Source organism: Paraglaciecola sp. 20A4 (assembly GCF_011378905.1).
Taxonomy (GTDB): Bacteria; Pseudomonadota; Gammaproteobacteria; order Enterobacterales; family Alteromonadaceae; genus Paraglaciecola.
Map to the genome: position 1 here is coordinate 19,543 of NZ_WTPY01000018.1, position 20,045 is coordinate 39,587.

Below are 20,045 nucleotides of genomic sequence, written 5' to 3' on the forward strand. Positions count from 1 at the left end.
GATGATTGCCGACAACGTCTTAAGCCATCTGTATAAAAGGCAAAATACACCTTAACCACCTCGTAAACAAATTACTCCCGCTGATGAACATGGATAAAATAACAGCAAGAATTTTGTCAAAACTAAGTATGAACAAAGCGTGACAGATACATCATCGAGAAACTGCGCGGTATTATCTAAGTAATCGAACTGATTAACAACTTGATATGCAAAAGTTTTGAGGATTTTATAACGAAGAGAAATATGAGAATTGAGCCTGATTGGCTCCCCCTCCCCGATTCGAACGGGGGACCTGCGGATTAACAGTCCGTCGCTCTAACCAACTGAGCTAAGGGGGAATCAAATATCAAACTTTATGCTTTACAGCATAAATAACGCTTCGAATCGAAAACTACCGAGCCTTGTTAACAATGCATATGCTTTGTAAACGTTGGCTCCCCCTCCCCGATTCGAACGGGGGACCTGCGGATTAACAGTCCGTCGCTCTAACCAACTGAGCTAAGGGGGAATCGTTTAACGCTAGCTGAAGTAACTTTAGCAAAACATTGTCTTGTTAAGTTTGTGCCTTGTGAGGCCCTTTCAACGGGGGCGAATATTAATGAGCATACCGTCCGGTGTCAACACCGATTACAACTATTTTTAGCCTTTTTTCGGGATTATTTCACAATTGATTTTTATTCGTACAATCCCTTGGCAAAATCGCTCAAGAGTTGTTCGTTTTGTTAAACCTAATAAGCGTTGACCTTAAAAAGGAACTCGTTCGCTCAATAGATTGAACGAATTAATCGGTGAGTACTGCCGAGATTTGACAATTAGCAGTATAAATTATCAATGTCAGAGAATTTGCTAAATAGGTAAGTGCAATAATGGGTTCCTATATAACTAATGGTTATTTAAATATTGTTGATCACTGTATATATAATCAGTGATTAATAAAAGTGTAACCTAGCGTATGACTACAAGAGGTTAGTGATGACTTACCAAGTGATCAGGCATTCTTCATTCAAGTTCACGGATTTGTTGAGGCGGGGATAGTTATCCACTATATCTGTGGATAACTATGTGCATGAATTCGCAATGCTTCTCGCAAGCCTAGTAGATTCGATGTCAATACGATTTAAGAAAAACTTTTGTTTTTCTATTTTTATCTATTTAAATCATGGTGTTATACTACATATGGAGCTTTTGTAGGTTAGCTTGGATGATTTTCACCCAGCTTGTTTTTATCTTGTGTGTTGTTTTCATTAGCAAATTTAATTTTATAAAAATAGTGCTTGAAATTACTAAATTTATGTCTACCGTTTTTGCCCGAAAAGTAACAGAAAAGTGATCAATCTCTCCGCAAAAGAGGAATGAGTATGGGGACGTTGCTAATTTTTCGTCACTAATTGCATACATATTAATCTACCCATGTGCCGTTACCGTTAACTTGAATCTCAAAACAAATATTTTTTTATGAAAATCAATCTAAGTCTTGCACGTATTTTGAAACAGCTTTCCGTTAGTCTTATGTAGTTTGTTGGCTTACTATGGTCGGCTAGCTATTGAGGGAACCCAAGTGTGAGTCAAAAATCTGCATCAACTGAGCGCCGCGACCTGTTAAACAGCCCCATCGGTAAAACCCTTAAAAGCATGACGCTTCCTATGCTGATAGGCATGGTCATGATGATGTCTTTTGGATTAGTAGATACCTTTTTTATCGGCTTGTTGGGCACACAAGAGTTAGCGGCTATTAGTTTTACCTTTCCTGTTACTTTTACCTTAATTAGTCTGCATATTGGTTTAGGGATTGGTACGTCAGCGGTAATTGCGCGTTTCCTTGGCAGCAATAGCCATGATCAAGCTAAAGAATCTGGTACCGGTGCATTAATGTTGGCATTTGTATTGGCTGTCATACTAGCTTTGGTTGGCTTGTTAACGGTCGATCCCATTTTCATCTTACTTGGGGCAACAGATCAGCTACTCGTGCATATTCGTGAATATATGGTGGTCTGGTACGCCGCTGGTGTATTTTTGGCGATGCCGATGGTAGGTAATAGTATTTTACGTGCGTCAGGCGATACTAAAACCCCTAGCTACGTTATGGCAAGTGGGGGACTCATAAATGTAATCCTAGATCCTATCCTTATATTTGGCTGGGGGCCTATTCCAGCAATGGGAATGCAAGGGGCGGCTCTGGCCACACTTATTGCGTGGGCCTTAGGGCTTATATACATTTTGTATTTACTAGCCTACAAACGTCAACTTATCTTGCCTCGCCTATTAAACTTGAAAGAACTGCAGCGTACCATTGGCGGTATACTGAAGATCGGCTTACCCGCTGCAGGTGCAAATATGCTGACGCCTATAGCGGGGGGCATTTTAACGGCCGTTGTTGCAGGTTATGGTCCCGGAGCTGTCGCAGCTTGGGGAGTGGGTGGCCGTTTAGAGTCGATTGCCAGTATCGTTATTTTAGCTTTGTCCATGTCGTTGCCACCTTTTATTAGTCAAAATTATGGGGCTAATAATTTATTGCGAGTGTCAAAAGCATATCAACTTTGCGTACGTTTCGTGGTGGTTTGGCAATTACTGGTATTTGCTGTTATTTATATGTTGTCTGGTGTGCTGGCGCGTTTATTCTCCACAGAGCCAGAGGTTATCAATCTTATTCAAGCCTATTTGATGATCGTTCCTCTGGGCTATGGCGTACAAGGGATCGTAATTTTGACTAACTCATCATTTAACGCAATGCATTTGCCAATGTCTGCGCTACTGATGAGTATTTTACGGTTGTTTGTATTTTTTGTGCCCATATCCTATCTAGGTAGCTACCTATTTGATCTCAAAGGTATGTTTTTTGCGGGTATTGTGGCTAATGTGCTCACCGCTGCGGTGGCATATATCTGGTTTAGCCGGACAATTGCTAAACGCATCACCGAGTAATTTCGTTTCTATTTTCAATAAAAGGGTAATCAATGGCTCGTCCGTTTCAACTTACGTCTTCCTATTCACCGGCAGGGGATCAACCTAAAGCCATTAAGGCGCTAGTCGAGGGACTTGAGAGTGGCCTTGCTGCTCAAACCTTACTTGGGGTAACCGGGTCAGGTAAAACGTTCACAATGGCTAATATTATTAGCGAAGTTCAGAGACCCACCTTGATATTGGCCCATAACAAAACGTTGGCCGCACAATTATATGGTGAGATGAAGGAGTTCTTTCCTAATAATGCGGTAGAGTATTTCGTGTCATATTATGACTACTACCAACCTGAAGCCTACGTGCCATCCAGTGATACGTTTATCGAAAAAGATGCCTCGATTAATGCGCATATCGAGCAAATGCGTTTGTCGGCAACTAAATCGTTAATGGAACGTCGGGATGTCATTATAGTTTCAAGTGTGTCAGCGATATACGGCCTAGGGGATCCTGATTCGTATATGAAAATGTTACTGCATTTTCGCCAAGGCGACATTATGAACCAGCGTGATATCCTGCGTCGTTTAGCCGAAATTCAATATAGCCGTAATGATATTGCCTTTGAGCGAGGTACCTTTAGGGTACGGGGCGATGTGATCGATATTTTTCCGGCGGATTCTGAACGTGAAGCGATACGCGTAGAGTTATTCGATGAAGAAGTTGAGCGTATCAGTATATTCGATCCATTAACTGGGGCCGTGGAAAAAACGGTGACTCGAGCGACTATCTTTCCAAAAACCCACTACGTGACGCCACGGGAAAAGATTGTCGATGCGATTGAACATATAAAAGTCGAACTGAAAGAACGAAAAGCGCAATTGTTGTCTGTTAATAAACTGGTTGAAGAGCAGCGACTCAGTCAGCGTTGCCAATTTGATATGGAAATGATGCAAGAGTTAGGATATTGCTCGGGTATCGAAAACTATTCCCGTTATTTATCGGGCAGAACACCTGGTGATCCGCCCCCGACGCTAATTGATTACTTTCCCTCGGATGGCTTACTGTTTATTGATGAGTCTCATGTAACGGTTTCACAAATTGGCGCTATGTATAAAGGCGATCGTTCGCGTAAAGAGACATTGGTCGAGTATGGTTTTAGACTGCCTTCCGCCCTTGATAATCGACCGTTGAAGTTTGAAGAATTTGAACAGATTGCCCCACAAACTATTTATGTATCTGCTACCCCAGGCAAGTATGAGTTGGCAAAAACGCCGGACGATATCGTTGAACAGGTTGTTCGCCCAACAGGCTTGATTGATCCGGAAATTGAAATCCGTCCTGTTGGTACCCAAGTGGATGACTTACTGTCTGAAATTGGCAAATGTGTTGCACTTAATGAAAGGGTATTGGTTACAACGTTAACCAAGCGTATGTCCGAAGATTTAAGCGAATATTTAGATGAACATAATGTTAAAGCGCGCTATCTGCACTCGGATATCGATACTGTTGAACGTATTGAAATTATTCGAGATCTGCGCTTAGGTAAATTCGATGTCTTGGTGGGTATTAACTTACTCAGAGAAGGCTTGGATATGCCAGAGGTTTCTCTTGTAGCGATTCTCGATGCTGATAAAGAGGGTTTCTTACGCTCTGATCGTTCGTTGATTCAAACTATGGGGCGTGCAGCGCGGCATATTAATGGTCGTGCAATTCTATATGCCGATCGTATTACTGGGTCAATGCAGCGGGCTATTGATGAAACAGATAGACGACGCGAAAAACAGCGAGAACATAATAAAGAGCATAATATTGTACCGACTCAATTGAACAAGCCAATTACCGATATTATGGATGTAGGTGAAGGCGGTGGGCAAGGTAAGGTTCTGTTACGCAAAGTCGCAGAGTCCGGTAAGAAGTACAACGGCTTAAGTGTACCGGAGTTGATGAAAAATATTGCCGAGCTTGAAAAGCAAATGTTTCAGTTAGCGAAAGATTTGGAATTTGAACAAGCTGCATCGATGCGAGATGAAGTGGAGATACTGCGTAAAAAGTTGGTGGAAATATCTTGATAGCTGCTTTACCGCTAGATTGATGGCAATAAGCAATCAACTATTTTGCATAAATAATACCAATTCCAGTAAATAATTAGCCACTGAGCAATTATTTATTGGAATTGGTATAAATGCCCGTTTGGCGACGTTAATCTATCTTTAATGACTTCTCGTGTTGGTTAGCGTCTTTTTTAGCGATATTTACATTGTAATCACATTTGGCCTTGCCTATTATATGCTTAAGTATCAATAACTATACCTAAAAGCGGTGCTAATCATGATCAATCGTCTGCAAGAATCAGATATCAAACTTCTTCGCGTTTTCTACGCTGTTGCATCTTGTAATGGTTTCACCGCTGCTGAATCTGTGTTGCGTATGCAGCGCCCTAATATTAGTGCCGCCATTAAAAAGTTGGAAGACCGATTGGACTTGGTGTTATGTCATCGAGGGCGAGGGGGTTTCCAAATGAGTAAGGAAGGCGAAGTGGTGTTTCAAGAAACCAAGCGGATCTTTAACTCATTTGATAATTTTGTATTCAACCTCAAAAGCTTACACGACGACTATTCAGGGAACATTACCCTTGTGATGATGGCTGGTTTGCCGCTTAACTATCACCTTGCTGTGAGCAAGGCGGTGAAAAGTACGATGAATAAATTTAACGATATTCACGTCAATATTCAAACCCGTTTGTATAATGAAGTCGAACACGTAGCCTTATCAGGAGAGTGTCATTTGGTATTATCTACTTATGATATGGTGAAACCAGAATCTGTCACGTTTCACCCCATCAATGTAAAGTGCCGAGGACGTCTATATTGTTCACCCACCCACGCGTTGGCTAAGTATGCTGATGGCATCCCAGATAATATACGTATTGACGATTACCCTGCGATCGGTATCTCAGGTTTATCTTCGAGTAACTATATAGATGGCGAACGTAGGCTATCAATCCAAACGTTTTCAGATTCATATGACGGTTGTTTGTCGGCGATTATGACCGGTGAATATCTGGGGTTATTGCCTGATTATATGGTTGAGCATCAAGCTAAAGATTTAGGTTTAGTTAGCATAAAAAATCGCCAATTCGAATTCAGCCATGAATTATTTGTAATGAATGGCAAAAACACCCGCTTAAATCCTGTATTACGCCATCTTATTAAAGAGGTCGCTTACTTTGTTCAACAAACTGAAAAGTAGTCCTTCATCAGGTAGGGCATTAACCAGATTAGCTACAAATTAGGTTTTAACAAATGCGAGAGTAATGGCGCATGATCAGTCTCCTCACTTGCAGGTATTCAAGTGAGGGCCTATTCATGTCACTACAAGACTATTCGTAGCTGAGCGGATCTTGCGTGTTATTTTGCTCAAATGCCTCTAATCTCTCTTGGCAAGCTCCGCATTTTCCACACGCTTTTTCACGGCCGTTGTAACAGGTCCACGTTAAGTTGTAATCTAGTCCCATATTCAGTCCAGCGGTTAAAATATCGATTTTACTTTGGTATAAAAACGGTGAGATTATTTCAACCTTTTCGTAATTGGCGATCGCGCATACATCATTCATACGTTCAACGAATTCTGGACGACAGTCAGGGTAAATAGCATGATCGCCTGAATGGGCACCGTAAAACACCTTAGTGGCGTCTAAAGACACGGCATAACCCACTGCCATCGACAGCAAAATCATATTGCGGTTGGGAACCACAGTCTGCTTCATACTTTCTTCTGCGTAATGCCCTTCAGGAATGTCGATATCTGACGTTAATGACGAACCACCTATTAACTCATTTATCGCCGAGATATCGATAATTTTATGAGATACTCCTAAGTTCTGACAGGCGCGACTCGCGTAATCCAGTTCTTTACTGTGGCGTTGACCGTAATCAAAGGACAAGGCATATACTTCGTATCCATCATTAACTGCCATGTTTAGAACGGTGAAGGAGTCCATACCACCAGAAAAAATTACTACCACCTTTTGTACCATTTGTTCAGCTTCTCTATAATCGACAGTTTCTAGATGCTAATGTTAAGCCATTCGGTCGGAAAATCCCAGATAACCCTTAGTTAAACCATAGGAAAGCTGTTGAATACATACAAGATTAACGAGGTTTTTGAATCTCTTCAGGGGGAGGGCGCCCATACAGGTGTACCGTCTATCTTTATTCGCTTGCAAGGTTGCCCTGTTGGCTGCCCTTGGTGTGATACGAAACACACATGGGCAGTCAATGAAGATCTCAAAGTTGACGTAACTGACGTCATGGCGCAAAACGAAGATACCGAGCAGTGGTTTGCGCATACGCCTGAACAATTATTAGCGTTATTTAAAACTCATGGGTATACCGCTAATAATATTATTTTGACTGGAGGAGAGCCCTGTATGTATGACTTGACGGCACTTTCAACGGTCTTATTGGAAAATGGTTACAGTGTTCAGGTCGAAACCAGCGGTACCTATGAAATTTTGACCCATAAAGATACTTGGATAACGGTCTCACCGAAAGTTAATATGCCGGGTAAGCGCGATGTGTTAAAAAGTGCATTGCTAAGGGCAAATGAAATTAAGCATCCCGTGGCCATGCAGAAGCATATTGAGGAATTGGATGAGGTGCTTTTGCTACTGGAGGGAACTGAGACTCCTAAACCATTGATTTATCTTCAACCAATCAGTATGCAAAAACGAGCAACGGAATTGTGCATTAAAACCTGTATAGCCAGAAATTGGCGATTATCTTTACAAACACACAAATTTCTTGGAATCGAATAATTAGGGCTTTTATGCAACGAGACGCGATGAAATTTTTAATGGATTATGCCCATGCGCTTGATCGGCATGATGTTGAGCGTTTAATTAACTTCTGTCTATTGCCGACGGTTGTGATAAATGATCACGATAAATATGTCTTTATGCAGGGAGATGAATTAGCAAAATCATGCCACGTCATGCTTAAGCGTTTGCGCGCAGCAAATATAGTCAGGCATTTGCCTAATTTAACCCAGGCAATACGCTTGTCTGACACACTGCATTTTCTTAAAATGCGTTGGCAATTATTAGATGCTGATGATCAAGTCGTTTCAGTCTGTGCGACTTCTTATACTTTGCAAGAGGTTGCTGATGGTAGCTTAAAAATCATTGTGGCCGTAGTGGATGACGATCAAGAATCGATATTTCAATTTTTCTCTAGTAATCATGAGCGAGATAGCATTGGTTAAATTAATATTTGGGCTTGCCTTGTTGGTCACGTTTACCGGACAGGCAGCCACGTGGCGACTGACCTATCCTAGGGCAATGTCTGAATCGGATCAGCGGTCTATTTATCCGGTGAAATTATTGGCGCTAGCGCTTGAAAAAACGGGTGTACGGTACTCACTTAAACCATCTGAGCGCATTATGTTGCAAAATAAAGCACTCAAACGTTTGATGGACAGCCGCGATGTAAATGTGGTGTGGAGCGTTACGGATAAACAGCGGGAGCAACAGTTGCTGCCCATACGTATTCCTATATACAAAGGCTTAATTGGTTGGCGTTTACTGTTGATCAGAGATGATATGCCCGCGCGTTTTAAATACGTACAAAAGCTCGAGCATTTAATAAAACTTATTCCCATTCAAGGGCGTGATTGGCCCGATACCAAAATCCTACAAGCCAATGGATTCAATGTTACTGTAGATAATGCATATGGTAATCTTTTTAATTTACTCCGCCGAGCCCAGGGAGATTTTTTCCCTCGGTCGGTAGTTGAAGTATGGGATGAGATTGACAACCCAGCTTACAATACTGATTTAATGGTCGAGCAGGAGATAGCCATTCGTTACCCTGAAGCTATGTATTTCTTTGTGAATAAGAAGAGTCGCCCATTGGCGAGTTTAATTGAGAAAGGATTAGAAATAGCCATCGCAGACGGTTCGTTCGAGCAACTTTTTGTGCAAACATTCCAGGGCAAGTTAGACCGAGCCAATATGCCTAATCGTCACATATTCGAGCTGGAAAATAGTTTTTTACCGACCGCTACACCGCGTGAACGTAAAGAATTATGGTATGACCCTGACGTGTTGAAACTGGATCAGTAATAATAGCCCAGATAGAAACTGTAAAATAAGTTAACCCTATATTAATGTACTTAAAAAAGGGCCTTCTCACATTCAAGCGAGAAGGCCCTTTTAGTCTTTACCTAACTATGTATACCGATAGATATTACATCTTATGCGTCTTGCACGTTAACTACGTAGCGTCCAACCACCTGACCTTTAAAGAAGCGCTCTAGATATTCGGGGGTTTCTAGGAGAGAAATCTCTTGTTGGTAGCTATCCAAATTAGGCAGTTTCATGTCTGTTGCGACGCGCTGCCAAATATGCTTTTTATCTTCAAGTGGAATAAATACTGAATCAACACCGAGCAACGATACGCCGCGGGTGATAAAAGGTATCACATTCATTGCTATTTCTGGGGACGAAGCTAGGCCTACCGAAGCAACCCCACCTCCGGCTTTTAACTGTTTGAGTAAGCCGGTCAAATAATCGCCTCCTAACGTATCAATACCGTGCGCCCATTTGGTTTTGCCTATGGGTAAATCTTTCACGTCTAAAATGACGTCTCTGTGTAACACTTCGCTAGCACCTAGTTCTTTCAATTTATCTGATTGCTCTGGCTTGCCGGAGAATGCCACAACCTCATAACCTAATTGCTTAAGTAGCGCGATACTGATACTACCGACACCGCCTGTTGCACCGGTTACCGCTACTGGACCGTCACTGGGTTTTGCGCCCATTTTCTCAAGTTTCTGAATACACAACGCTGCGGTTAATCCTCCAGTGCCGTAAGTCATAGCTTCTTTTAGCGTCAGTGTTTTAGGGCAAGCTACCGCCCATGTGGCGGGAATTGAAATCATTTGTCCTAAGCCGCCGGGTGTATTCATGCCTAAGTCGTAACCAAATACCAGGACATGCTGGCCTGCTTCGAAGGTGCCTGACTTATCGCTGACCACAATACCAGCAGCATCTATTCCTGGCGTGTGTGGAAAGTTCTGACTGATACGCTTATTACCACTGGCTGACATTGCATCTTTATAGTTTAGCGACGAATAGTGGACTTGGATAAGTAAGTCGTTATCCGGCAAATCATTAACTGAGCGCTGAACAATACGCTTAGTAAAAGTCTTGTCGTTCTGCTCTTCGACGAGTAGGGCTTTAAATGTGCTGGCTTGAGACATGAAAAAATACTCCTGTTGTAGGAAATTGAGGAAAAAAGAACCGTGATATTGGTTAGAAAACATCACAAAGTTCAAACTATATATAAAGGCGAGTTCGCCGTTGAATAGTCTGCATTACTCAATAAGGTTGGGGGCTGTGTTTAATATTCAAGAGGTTAATGGACAAAACCTAAGTAAGTGAAAGTCCATTATTTCTATTCACCACATTAAGTCAGATGAATTAAGCAAATAAAGTATGTAAAAAGTACAACCACATCTACTCTGAGTTAAAAGGAAATCACGCAGGCTGGTTTTCACACTTAACGGACACAATAGGGTTCGTTAAGTCATGCTGAATGAGGAGTCATAATGTCAAACGAATTTACTGGGAAAACGGCGATAATATCGGGTGCCGCAGGGGGTATTGGTTTAGCACTGGCGGAAGCGCTTGGTAAGCAAGGCATGAATATCGTGATGGGTGATATTGATATTCAAACGTTAGCTGTATCTAGACAATCATTGTTAGATAAAGGGGTGAATGTATTAGCCTGCGAATTAGATGTTACTGATTTCAAACAATGGCAAGACGTTGTAGCCCGCGCAAAAGATACTTACGGCAAAATTCATATGGTGATTAATAACGCCGGAGTGGGCGGGATCCCTGGTAAAATTGAAGATACCGAACATGAAACGTGGCGTTGGGTGATGGATGTTAACGTTATGGGAGTCTTATATGGTGCACAAGCCTGTGTTCCGGCGATAAAAGAGCATGGTGAGGGAGGTTGGATTGTTAACGTCGCATCGATGGCTGGAATGTTAGGTATGCCATATGCAGGCGCTTATTGTGCGTCGAAGGCGGCCGTTGTGTCCATGACTGAAAGTTGGGCAGTAGAGCTTAAACCACACAATATACATGTGTCTGCGTTATGTCCCGCGTTTGTAAAAACCCGTATTCATGAATCTCATCGTAATCGCCAGCCGAAATATGCGGTCGCTCAAGAGAAACGACAAGATAAAAAGAAACTGCAAGCCGGTGCTAATGCTGCGACGATAGCGGTGGAGTCAGGTATTCCTGCTGGCGTTTTAGCCCAACGTGTATTGGAGGCTCTTAAGTCTAAACAGACTTATATTTATACTCATCCAAATTATCGTAAAGTGACCAGCGGTCGTTCTCAAGCAATTGATAATGCATTTGTCGATGCGCAAGACAGCCCCGTTGTTGGTCATCTTATCAATGAAGACATTGTCACATTTTAACGCACTCATGTGCTTCGGTGATGCAACCTAAAATAACGGCAGCGGGAGCGAAAGCTCCCTTTTTTGGCACGATTTATTACGTAGTAAAGCGTAATTTATAGACATAAAAAAACCGCCTCAGCGGTTTTTTCACAGTGACCCAATTTCTTTTAAAAATTAGCTCGCTTGGTTATGCACATCACGCATCGCACGACCAGATGGGTCAGCATTGCCTTTAAAGCTAGCGTCCCATTCTAATGCTTCAACTGTGCTACAAGCGATAGATTTACCGCCAGGCACACAATGAGCAGCACTTTCTTGCGGGAAGAAAGACTCAAAAACAGTACGGAAGTAGTAACCTTCTTTTGTGTCAGGGGTGTTAATTGGGAAGCGGAATGCTGCGCTCGCCAATTGTTGATCCGTCACATCTTGCTCTACTTGCTCTTTAATAGAATCAATCCACGAGTAGCCTACGCCATCACTGAATTGCTCTTTTTGACGCCATAACACTTCAGCAGGTAAGTACTCGCCGTTATCAAACGCTTTACGTAGGATCCATTTTTCCATTTTACCATCAAGACACATTTTGTCTTGCGGGTTTAGGCGCATCGCTACATCTAAGAATTCTTTATCTAGGAAAGGTACGCGAGCTTCTACGCCCCAAGCTGATGTGGATTTATTCGCACGGGCACAATCAAACATGTGTAAGCGTTCAAGTTTACGTAAAGTTTCTTCGTGAAATTCTTTCGCATTAGGTGCTTTATGGAAATACAGATAACCACCAAATATTTCATCTGCACCTTCACCAGACAATACCATTTTAATCCCCATGGCCTTTATTTTGCGGCTCATTAGGTACATAGGCGTTGCGGCACGAATGGTTGTGACATCGTAGGTTTCAAGATGATAAATCACGTCACGAATAGCATCTAATCCTTCTTGCACGGTGAAATGTACTTCGTGGTGTACAGTGCCAATCATCTCAGCAACTTTTTTTGCCGCGATTAAATCAGGTGCACCTTCAAGACCTACTGCGAAAGAATGCAGTCGCGGCCACCACGCATCAGACTCATCGTTATCTTCTACGCGTTTAGCCACATATTTGGCTGCAATAGCGGAAACTAATGATGAGTCTAAACCACCGGATAATAATACGCCGTAAGGTACGTCAGACATTAAATGCGATTTTACTGATTTTTCGAATGCAACTTTAAGATCATTTAAATCAGTCGGATTATTTTTAACGTTTTCATAGTCCATCCAGTCTCGCTGATAGTATTTTTTCAGCTCACCTGTTTTGCTCCATAAATAATGCCCTGGAGGAAATTCTTGTACCGTTTTACATACAGGAACCAACGCTTTCATTTCAGATGCGACGTAAAAGTTACCGTGTTCGTCATAACCGGTATACAAAGGAATAATTCCCATGTGGTCACGAGCAATTAAGTAAGCGTCTTGCGCTTGATCGTAAAGTACAAAAGCGAACATACCTTGCAGTTGGTCAATAAACTCAACGCCTTGCTGTTCATACAGAGGAAGAATAACTTCACAATCAGATTTAGTTCTAAAATCGTACGCTTGAGCTAAGTTCTGCTCAAGAGCCTTGTGGTTGTAGATCTCACCATTAACGGCAAGAACGCTATTATTATTTCGGCTGATAAGTGGTTGCGCGCCTTTGTCAACGTCAACGATTGCTAAGCGCTCGTGACACAAAATGGCATTATCGTTATTCCATACGCCTGACCAGTCAGGACCGCGATGACGCAGTAGTTTGGAAAGTTCTAATGCTTGCGTTCTAAGTTCTGATACATCAGTTTTGATGTCCAGAATGCCGAAAATACCACACATAAAAAGGCTTCTCTCTTTTGGTTATTTGTTACTAACTCATATAGCTGAATGGCTTGGTTTTAATGAAACCAAACATGCGTGCTGGGGAAAGTGGTGGTTATTATATTTATTATTACTTTCTTGCGCCCTTGAATTTGCCAGCATGAGAAAAAAAAGCAAGCGGAAACTGTAATTTTTTTACACTTGTTGGCTATTAGTTAGATTAAGTGCCGTTTTTTGGCATTAATTCAACCTATTTGTGCGGGATGGACGAGAAATGGCCAGCTGAATAATAACATTATCAGCTGGCCAGAATGGTAAATTTTAATTAAAAAACTCAGTGACGCTGAAACTCACTCCCAGCGTTCCACTTAGGCCAGTCAGATGATTGGGCAAGATCGAAACCCACTTCAAACAATAGTTGGCTATCTTCCCGCACACCGGAAAAATCCCAGTTTTCACGGAATTGATCACAAACTTGATGATAACACCCTGTAATTAATACTTTGGTGCGCTTTTTATAATCTGCTGTTTGCTCATCGATTGGGGTATTTCCACCTTTTGCATATAGAGCCGGTACCCCTTGTTTCGCGAAACTAAAATGATCAGAACGGTAATATGAACCCGCCTCAGGGCGAGACTCTTGCGTTAGCACTCGGTCTTGTCGTTTGGCGGCTTTGGCTAAATAAGTCTCTAGTTCTGACTTACCCATTCCCACAACGGATACATCTTTTGTGCGTCCAAGTACGTTCATGGCATCCATGTTAATATTCGCAACCGTTTTATCAAGGGCAATAATAGGATGTTCGGCATAATACAAAGAGCCTAGTAAGCCTTGTTCTTCTGCGGTAACAATTAAAAATGTCACCGATCGTTTTGGTGCAACGGTTAATTCTTTATATGCTTTGGCAATCGCAAGTGCCGTGGCGGTACCTGTGGCGTTATCGTGGGCGCCATTATATATCTGGTCACCTTTTTTATTTTCATCTTTACCTAAGTGATCCCAGTGAGCACTGTAAATTATATGTTCTTCAGGCGTCTGTGAACCCGGTAAAGTGGCGATAACGTTATGGCTAACGGATTTCTTCATGGTGCTATTTACGGTTATAGATGCCTTTTGTTTTAAGTTGCTGTGATATGGACTCACAAGCGCTTTAGCTTTTTCTTTGGCGAAGTCTAACCCTGCGTCAGCAAATACTTTTTTGGCTGCATCATTTGATAACCATCCTTCAACGGCAACGCGATCCGCATTACCATTTTCACTGACCAGGCTATATTGTGGGCCACTCCAACTATTGGCTACCACAGACCAACCGTATGATGCCGGCGCAGTTTCGTGAACAATGATTGCTGCAGCTGCACCTTGGCGACTGGCTTCCTCATATTTGTATGTCCAGCGACCGTAGTACGTCATGGTCTTACCTTGAAATTTACCACTGTCAGGATTTTCAAAGCCGGGATCATTAACCAAAATTACGACTGTTTTGCCTTTAACGTCGAGCCCAGCGTAGTCATTCCAATCGTACTCTGGGGCATTGACGCCAAAACCAACGAAAACCACATCGGAATCTTTTACGTTTACCTGCGTTTTTTCACGCTTAGTGGATGCGATCATGCCTTTTTTGTATTCGAAGGTGTTATTACCTATGGTCATGGTCATAGCAGGTGAAGCTGTCATCTCAAGTAAATTGACTGCTTGCAAATAGCTGTCGCCATTGCCGGGTTCATAACCCATCTGTTTAAAATTGCTAACTAAATAATCCAGGGTGATTTTTTCGCCTTTTGATGTTGGCGAACGCCCTTCAAATTCATCGGATGAAAGCGTTTTTGTATGTGCTTTTAGCGTCGCATCAGTAATGCTTTGATACGCAAGCGTAAAGTCACTTTGTGCATTGTATGTATTATCTTTGTCGTTATTCACGCCACAGGCAAACAACGTTGCGCTTAGCAGTGGAATAGCCGCCAGTTGAATTCTTTTCATTTTTATATTCACCTAGTTTGGTTTTACTCAAAATTAATTTCCACTCACTCGATAAAAGTAGGCCTCGCAGGAATGGAGTTGTTATAATGCCATCCATCATCCTACTAGCAACGAATTTTGTTTGTCTTTTTATGTCTTTACCTTGGAATGAACCCTTTACACTGCAACTGTCGTGCGAACCCATAGCGCATCTAGATACTCAATTTTCAATATCAAACATGCCAACCTGGCCCAATGCACAGGGCTTAAACCTATTGAAGAAACAACAGCCGGTAGCGCAAATAAGTCCCCCTGAATTCGTGTGCCAAGATATGCTTGCCCCCAGTGATAATTATTATGAACAAATTATCAACAAGCATGCACAAATACCCACCAGAGCTAACAGCTGGCATGATTTGTTCAATGGTTTAGTGTGGCTGCAATACCCAAAAACGAAAAAACTGCTAAATAAGCTGCACGTGGATGATATTGAACAGTTTGGCCTCAGCCCACGCACGCCCCAGCGCAATCATATTACGCACTTCGATGAGTGTGGTGTGTTGTTATTGATTGAGGGAGACATAGGTGAATCCATTACGGGGTTATTGGCAGAGCATAAATGGTATCAAGCGCTGCACAATGAGCGAAACGCATGGGGTAGTGCCATACACGCGCGTATGTTCGGTCATGCTAACTATGAAATGTTGCTTGACCCTTTTATAGGGTTAACTGGGAAGTGGTTAGCTATCGACGTGCACAAGGGCTTTTCATCATTAAGTATTGCAATGCAAAATGCTGAGGTTGATGAGCGTTTGAGCACGGCGATAAAAATGACTCAGCTGTTTAAACAGGCAAAGCCTTTATTGCCTTTACCATTGCTGGGGGTGCCTGGCTGGAGTGAATTAAATCAAGATCCTCAGTTTTATCTTAATCGGCAATACTTTCGTCCTAAACGCCCCAGTAAATAAAATTACGGTTGTGGAGGCTTGCTATTTTTAGTGATCAGCAACCGCATTAAAACATTAGTATCAATGCCCAAATTAACCAAATAATAAAGCAAGGCGTAATTGCTATTATTGCCGCACGTTGCCGAGAAAGCTCGATCCATTGCAATAGACCGGTGTAAATCAAATACATCGTCCAAAACGTTTCGAGTTTAATACTGCTTGCTAACCCAAACCAAGCTGAAGTAGGCGGTATAAAAAATATAAAGGATAAAGCGCTTGGCGATATTGCATCGAAGCTTATTTGCCCGTTTGTCGCAAAAAATAAAATCCCTAGACTCAGTAATGCGCCCACACAGGACGGCATTAATACCCACCAAGAAAAACCGAACCAGTCACCGTAGCTATTAATATTTTGTGGATCAATTTTTGTGGTGATATTCAGATAACCGGCGATGATCGATACCAGTGTTAACATCATAATAAAAGGGGTGATTACGGTGCCAATGATACCCCGGGTTGCATCTAATAAACTGCGCGCATTTTGTTGTTCACTGGGGCTCACATTAGAAAATTGACTGGCAATGATACTTTCTTTGTACCATTGAAAATCCACCACGTGAAAGTAGTAATACATAGGCAATATGGCAGCCACCATGACCAGTAAAAATGCCAACCACGACCAATTATGCTGTTTTTTCAATACGAAAAAGGTCGCTTTAGGTTGGGTAAGTACGCCAATACAGGCCGATAACGGGTTGAGTTGAGTGCCCATGTAACGTGTCCTTGTCTGAAATTGAGTTTGATTTATTAATTGACTAATATTCTGATTTTAAACGTTATTGTTATACTTTACAGCTATTAGATAATTGACGCTTACTGTAAAGTGCCAACGCATTAATAGCCTTTAGGCATATAAAGGGAAGGGAATGATCGAAATAGTTGGCTTAGCTAAAAAGTTTTCTGTGGAAAACCCGAAGAAACTCAGTGAGCAAGAACGACAAGATCCACGTTTAAAAGGGCGCTTTTTTCACTCTGTCGTTGAGGTATCTTTTACCTGTCAGCAAGGCGAAGTCCTTGGTTTACTGGGTCCTAACGGAGCGGGTAAAACGACCACATTACGAATGTTATCCACCGCGCTTAAACCTGACAGTGGTCATATCAACATTAATGGATCAGATGTATTAGAAAACCCTGTTATGGCGCGCAAAAAAATTGGGTTTTTGTCCGGCTCAACAGGTTTATATGGGCGGTTATCAGGACGTGAAAATATTGAATATTTTGCCAAGCTTCACGGCATGAAGAAAATCCAGATTGCAACACGAATCGAGGAGCTCGCCGATTTACTCGACATGCATACTTTTTTAGACCGCCGAAGTGAAAACTTTTCTACTGGGATGAAGCAAAAGGTGGCAATAGCCCGAGCAGTTGTTCACAAGCCTGAAGTGGTTATTTTAGATGAGCCAACAACGGGTCTTGATATAATGGCAACACAGACGGTATTGAATTTTATTCGTAGTTTGAAAGAACAAGGTACGCCCGTTATATTTTCCACCCACCATTTAGATGAAGTGCGTGAGTTGTGCGACCGCGTGACCGTTATTGACCAAGGGGTCAGTAAATTTGATGGCCCCTTGAGTCAATTTACTCAATTAGCCGATGGCTCATTGCACGATGCCTTTTTAGCCAGCATCAAATAGGGAATTTAATATGTGGTTAGTCTTTTCAAAAGAAATAAGAGAATTGCTTCGGGACCGAAAAACGTTATTTTTCATGATTGCGTTACCGATATTGATTTTCCCGCTAATTTTCGGCGCAATGGCCTATTTTACCACCCAGGCGTTTGAGAAAGCGGAAAGCAAAGTCCTTAAATATGCGGTGGTTAACCCTCAATATGCTGCCGAGATTAGCGATGAATTAGCGGCCTCCCCGCAATTTGAACAAATCATTATTGGCGATAACGATGATTACGCACAGCTCATTAAAAATGATCGTGTCGATTTTGTTGTAGTGATGCCAGATAACTATTCATCAAACGTACTGTCGAGCGGCCAATTAGAGATAACGTTATACCTAAACGATGCAGGGTTAAATTTGGTTTATAACCGAGTAAACAGTATTGTGCAAAATTATGCTACTCAATACCAAACCGCGGCGTTTACAACGCTTGGGGTTTCGTCTAAGCAACAACAAGCATTAATAAAACCGATTGTGTTGAGTCAAATTAGTACCGCGGATCAGCGAGAAAGTTGGGGCGAAAAAATTGGCGGCATGCTGCCTTATCTACTATTTATCTTATGTTTTCAAGGGGCTATGTTTCCAGCCACAGACATCGCTGCGGGTGAGAAGGAGCGAGGCACCCTAGAAACGCTGCTTATTTCACCCATAGATCGCACTAAAATTGTGTTAGGAAAATTTCTGACCATTGCATGTGCAGGGGTCACCACTGCCCTTATCACAGTTGTGAGTATGGCGGTCTGGGGAATTGTGCTAAGTCGCGGTTTCGCCATGCAATTCGTGGCTGACTTTATGAGTCAAATTGGTATCTTGGATTTTGTCTTAATGTTTTTAATGCTGATCCCGCTGGTGGCTATTTTTGCCTCTATATTGTTGAGTATTTCTATTTATGCACGCAGTTTTAAAGAAGCGCAAAGCTATATGGGGCCGTTAGTTATATTTGTGGTTATCCCTGTGATGGTGGCGTTGCTGCCGGGAGTGGAACTAAAGGGCGGATGGGCTTGGGTGCCACTGACCAATGTAGCATTAGCCATGAAAGAGCTGGTTAAAGGCACCATGGACTATTTCCAACTCATTGCGATTTTCGGCTCTACCGCCTTGATAGCGGTGTTACTGCTTGGCTTTTGTGTGTATTGGTTTAAGCAAGAAAAAGTATTGTTTAGGTAAAGGTTGATTTAAATTGTTCTGTCATGCGCCAGCGAACCATATGAGGCTGCGTTTTTGTATTTAAAATATCGACAATTGTTGACTCGTCGGTTGGGTCGCCGGATCTTTGCGTCGGGGTAGGGTTAACGTAGGTAAACATTGATCAGGATAGGTAAGATTATAGTCGTTAATAAACGCTGCTGCTAACCAAGGGGCATCTTTATTATCAGGCATATGGAAGAAAATCGATGGATTTTTTCCAGCGTCTAACCATGCCTTGATTTTTGTTATCCAGGGCTGGTAATACTGGGCATTTTGATTGATATTTTGGTGACCAACAAAGCGCACTATAGGGGCGTTGCCTGTGGCTATAACGTGTGTGGGTACTCTGGGCTTTTTAGCTTGAACTTCGGTTATGAGGGTTCGCTCGGCAGCAGAATATTGACTAGGGTCACAAGCAAATAACGCACGCGTATCCATAACGACTCTATCTGCTTGATGAGTGGCTAATAATTGATTGAGGGCTTTTTCCTCAGCACTTTTATTGAAAAATGCCATATGACGTACTTCAACACTGACATTAACCTTGCTCGGGACTTCCTCAAGAAACACACTGAGTTGCTCAAGATGGATAGGCGAGAACTGTTTCGGCAGTTGCAGCATTATTCCGCCCAGCGTTATGCCTAAATATGCGATGTTTTCCAGTGCTTCTTTCAGTTGACTATGACACGTACCAAGCTGCCCTGCATGGCTGATTGTCCGTGGTAATTTAATAATAAAACGAAAATCGGCTCCAACATTTTCGCGCCATTTTGAAATGGTTTCTAGGCTAGGCAGGTGATAAAAACTACTATTGCATTCAACACTATTAAACAGACCCGCATAGGCTTGTAACGGCGCGATTTTACTTTTTTTAGGCGGGTACAGGTTGCCGAACCACGCATTATGGGTCCATATGGGGCAACCAATGTTCACTCTGGACATAACGGACATTTAGACTATTTGCTACTAAGCTGTACTTTTGCTGGTAATCATATCACTCATATATTCAAATTGATTCT

The 20,045-nt window shown here is 42.2% G+C and carries 16 protein-coding genes and 2 tRNA genes; 10 read left to right on the plus strand and 8 right to left on the minus strand.

Annotated features, from left to right (window positions below):
• Positions 1 to 261: 261 nt before the first annotated feature.
• Positions 262 to 338 (minus strand) — tRNA-Asn (locus tag GQS54_RS15290).
• 93 nt (positions 339 to 431) lie between these two features.
• A tRNA-Asn gene (locus GQS54_RS15295) sits at positions 432 to 508 on the minus strand.
• A 1,052-nt stretch (positions 509 to 1,560) separates the two neighbouring features.
• Here GQS54_RS15295 and GQS54_RS15300 point away from each other — a divergent pair.
• The 3 genes from GQS54_RS15300 to GQS54_RS15310 all read left to right on the plus strand — a co-directional run bounded on the left by GQS54_RS15300 (position 1,561) and on the right by GQS54_RS15310 (position 6,144).
• Positions 1,561 to 2,922: an MATE family efflux transporter gene (locus tag GQS54_RS15300; RefSeq protein WP_166424847.1), complete on the plus strand. Its 1,362-nt coding sequence runs from the start codon at positions 1,561 to 1,563 to the stop codon at positions 2,920 to 2,922.
• Positions 2,923 to 2,954: 32 nt separating this feature from the next.
• Entirely contained in the window at positions 2,955 to 4,964 is a 2,010-nt protein-coding gene (uvrB, locus tag GQS54_RS15305) for an excinuclease ABC subunit UvrB (protein ID WP_166424848.1), read from the plus strand.
• 259 nt (positions 4,965 to 5,223) lie between these two features.
• Positions 5,224 to 6,144 carry a LysR family transcriptional regulator gene (locus GQS54_RS15310; protein ID WP_166424849.1) on the plus strand — a complete coding sequence of 307 codons (921 nt, stop codon included), beginning with the start codon at positions 5,224 to 5,226 and terminating at the stop codon, positions 6,142 to 6,144.
• 130 nt (positions 6,145 to 6,274) lie between these two features.
• Here GQS54_RS15310 and queC read toward each other — a convergent pair whose 3' ends face one another.
• The gene (gene queC, locus GQS54_RS15315; RefSeq protein WP_158770626.1) at positions 6,275 to 6,931 is read right to left on the minus strand and encodes a 7-cyano-7-deazaguanine synthase QueC; all 657 of its coding nucleotides are present in this window, start codon (positions 6,929 to 6,931) and stop codon (positions 6,275 to 6,277) included.
• Between the two features lie 99 nt (positions 6,932 to 7,030).
• Here queC and queE point away from each other — a divergent pair, with 99 nt between their 5' ends.
• From queE to GQS54_RS15330, 3 genes are read left to right on the plus strand one after another with little or no spacing between them, the layout of a single operon-like run.
• A complete protein-coding gene (queE, locus tag GQS54_RS15320) occupies positions 7,031 to 7,711 on the plus strand; it encodes a 7-carboxy-7-deazaguanine synthase QueE (protein WP_166424850.1) in 681 nt (226 codons plus the stop codon).
• 26 nt (positions 7,712 to 7,737) lie between these two features.
• Complete coding sequence (locus GQS54_RS15325) at positions 7,738 to 8,157, plus strand: hypothetical protein (protein ID WP_240919966.1); 420 nt, start codon at positions 7,738 to 7,740, stop codon at positions 8,155 to 8,157.
• The gene (locus GQS54_RS15330; RefSeq protein WP_205967780.1) at positions 8,150 to 9,016 is read left to right on the plus strand and encodes an amino acid ABC transporter substrate-binding protein; all 867 of its coding nucleotides are present in this window, start codon (positions 8,150 to 8,152) and stop codon (positions 9,014 to 9,016) included. Before GQS54_RS15325 ends, GQS54_RS15330 begins: the two co-directional genes overlap by 8 nt.
• A 131-nt stretch (positions 9,017 to 9,147) precedes the next feature.
• On the opposite strand, the gene GQS54_RS15335 is transcribed toward GQS54_RS15330, so the two are convergent.
• Positions 9,148 to 10,155 (minus strand): YhdH/YhfP family quinone oxidoreductase, encoded by a 1,008-nt coding sequence (locus GQS54_RS15335; protein WP_166424852.1) that lies wholly within the window; start codon positions 10,153 to 10,155, stop codon positions 9,148 to 9,150.
• A gap of 348 nt (positions 10,156 to 10,503) precedes the next feature.
• Here GQS54_RS15335 and GQS54_RS15340 point away from each other — a divergent pair, with 348 nt between their 5' ends.
• Complete coding sequence (locus GQS54_RS15340; RefSeq protein WP_166424853.1) at positions 10,504 to 11,391, plus strand: SDR family NAD(P)-dependent oxidoreductase; 888 nt, start codon at positions 10,504 to 10,506, stop codon at positions 11,389 to 11,391.
• Positions 11,392 to 11,547: 156 nt separating this feature from the next.
• Here the strand turns inward: GQS54_RS15340 and asnB are convergent, their stop codons facing one another.
• The gene (asnB, locus tag GQS54_RS15345; RefSeq protein ID WP_158770621.1) at positions 11,548 to 13,218 is read right to left on the minus strand and encodes an asparagine synthase B; all 1,671 of its coding nucleotides are present in this window, start codon (positions 13,216 to 13,218) and stop codon (positions 11,548 to 11,550) included.
• 316 nt (positions 13,219 to 13,534) lie between these two features.
• A complete protein-coding gene (locus tag GQS54_RS15350) occupies positions 13,535 to 15,178 on the minus strand; it encodes a M28 family metallopeptidase (protein WP_166424854.1) in 1,644 nt (547 codons plus the stop codon).
• Between the two features lie 86 nt (positions 15,179 to 15,264).
• Between GQS54_RS15350 and GQS54_RS15355 the strand changes: the two genes are divergently transcribed.
• Positions 15,265 to 16,125: a DUF3025 domain-containing protein gene (locus tag GQS54_RS15355; RefSeq protein WP_166424855.1), complete on the plus strand. Its 861-nt coding sequence runs from the start codon at positions 15,265 to 15,267 to the stop codon at positions 16,123 to 16,125.
• A gap of 46 nt (positions 16,126 to 16,171) precedes the next feature.
• Here GQS54_RS15355 and GQS54_RS15360 read toward each other — a convergent pair whose 3' ends face one another.
• Positions 16,172 to 16,876: a YIP1 family protein gene (locus GQS54_RS15360; protein WP_166424856.1), complete on the minus strand. Its 705-nt coding sequence runs from the start codon at positions 16,874 to 16,876 to the stop codon at positions 16,172 to 16,174.
• A 154-nt stretch (positions 16,877 to 17,030) separates the two neighbouring features.
• Between GQS54_RS15360 and GQS54_RS15365 the strand changes: the two genes are divergently transcribed.
• Both GQS54_RS15365 and GQS54_RS15370 read left to right on the plus strand, forming a co-directional pair.
• The gene (locus GQS54_RS15365; RefSeq protein WP_158770617.1) at positions 17,031 to 17,801 is read left to right on the plus strand and encodes an ATP-binding cassette domain-containing protein; all 771 of its coding nucleotides are present in this window, start codon (positions 17,031 to 17,033) and stop codon (positions 17,799 to 17,801) included.
• Between the two features lie 10 nt (positions 17,802 to 17,811).
• Positions 17,812 to 19,005, plus strand: coding sequence for an ABC transporter permease (locus tag GQS54_RS15370; RefSeq protein ID WP_166424857.1), 1,194 nt, complete (start codon positions 17,812 to 17,814; stop codon positions 19,003 to 19,005).
• 60 nt (positions 19,006 to 19,065) lie between these two features.
• Here the strand turns inward: GQS54_RS15370 and GQS54_RS15375 are convergent, their stop codons facing one another.
• Positions 19,066 to 19,968, minus strand: coding sequence for a DUF72 domain-containing protein (locus GQS54_RS15375; RefSeq protein ID WP_166424858.1), 903 nt, complete (start codon positions 19,966 to 19,968; stop codon positions 19,066 to 19,068).
• Positions 19,969 to 20,045 lie beyond the last annotated feature (77 nt).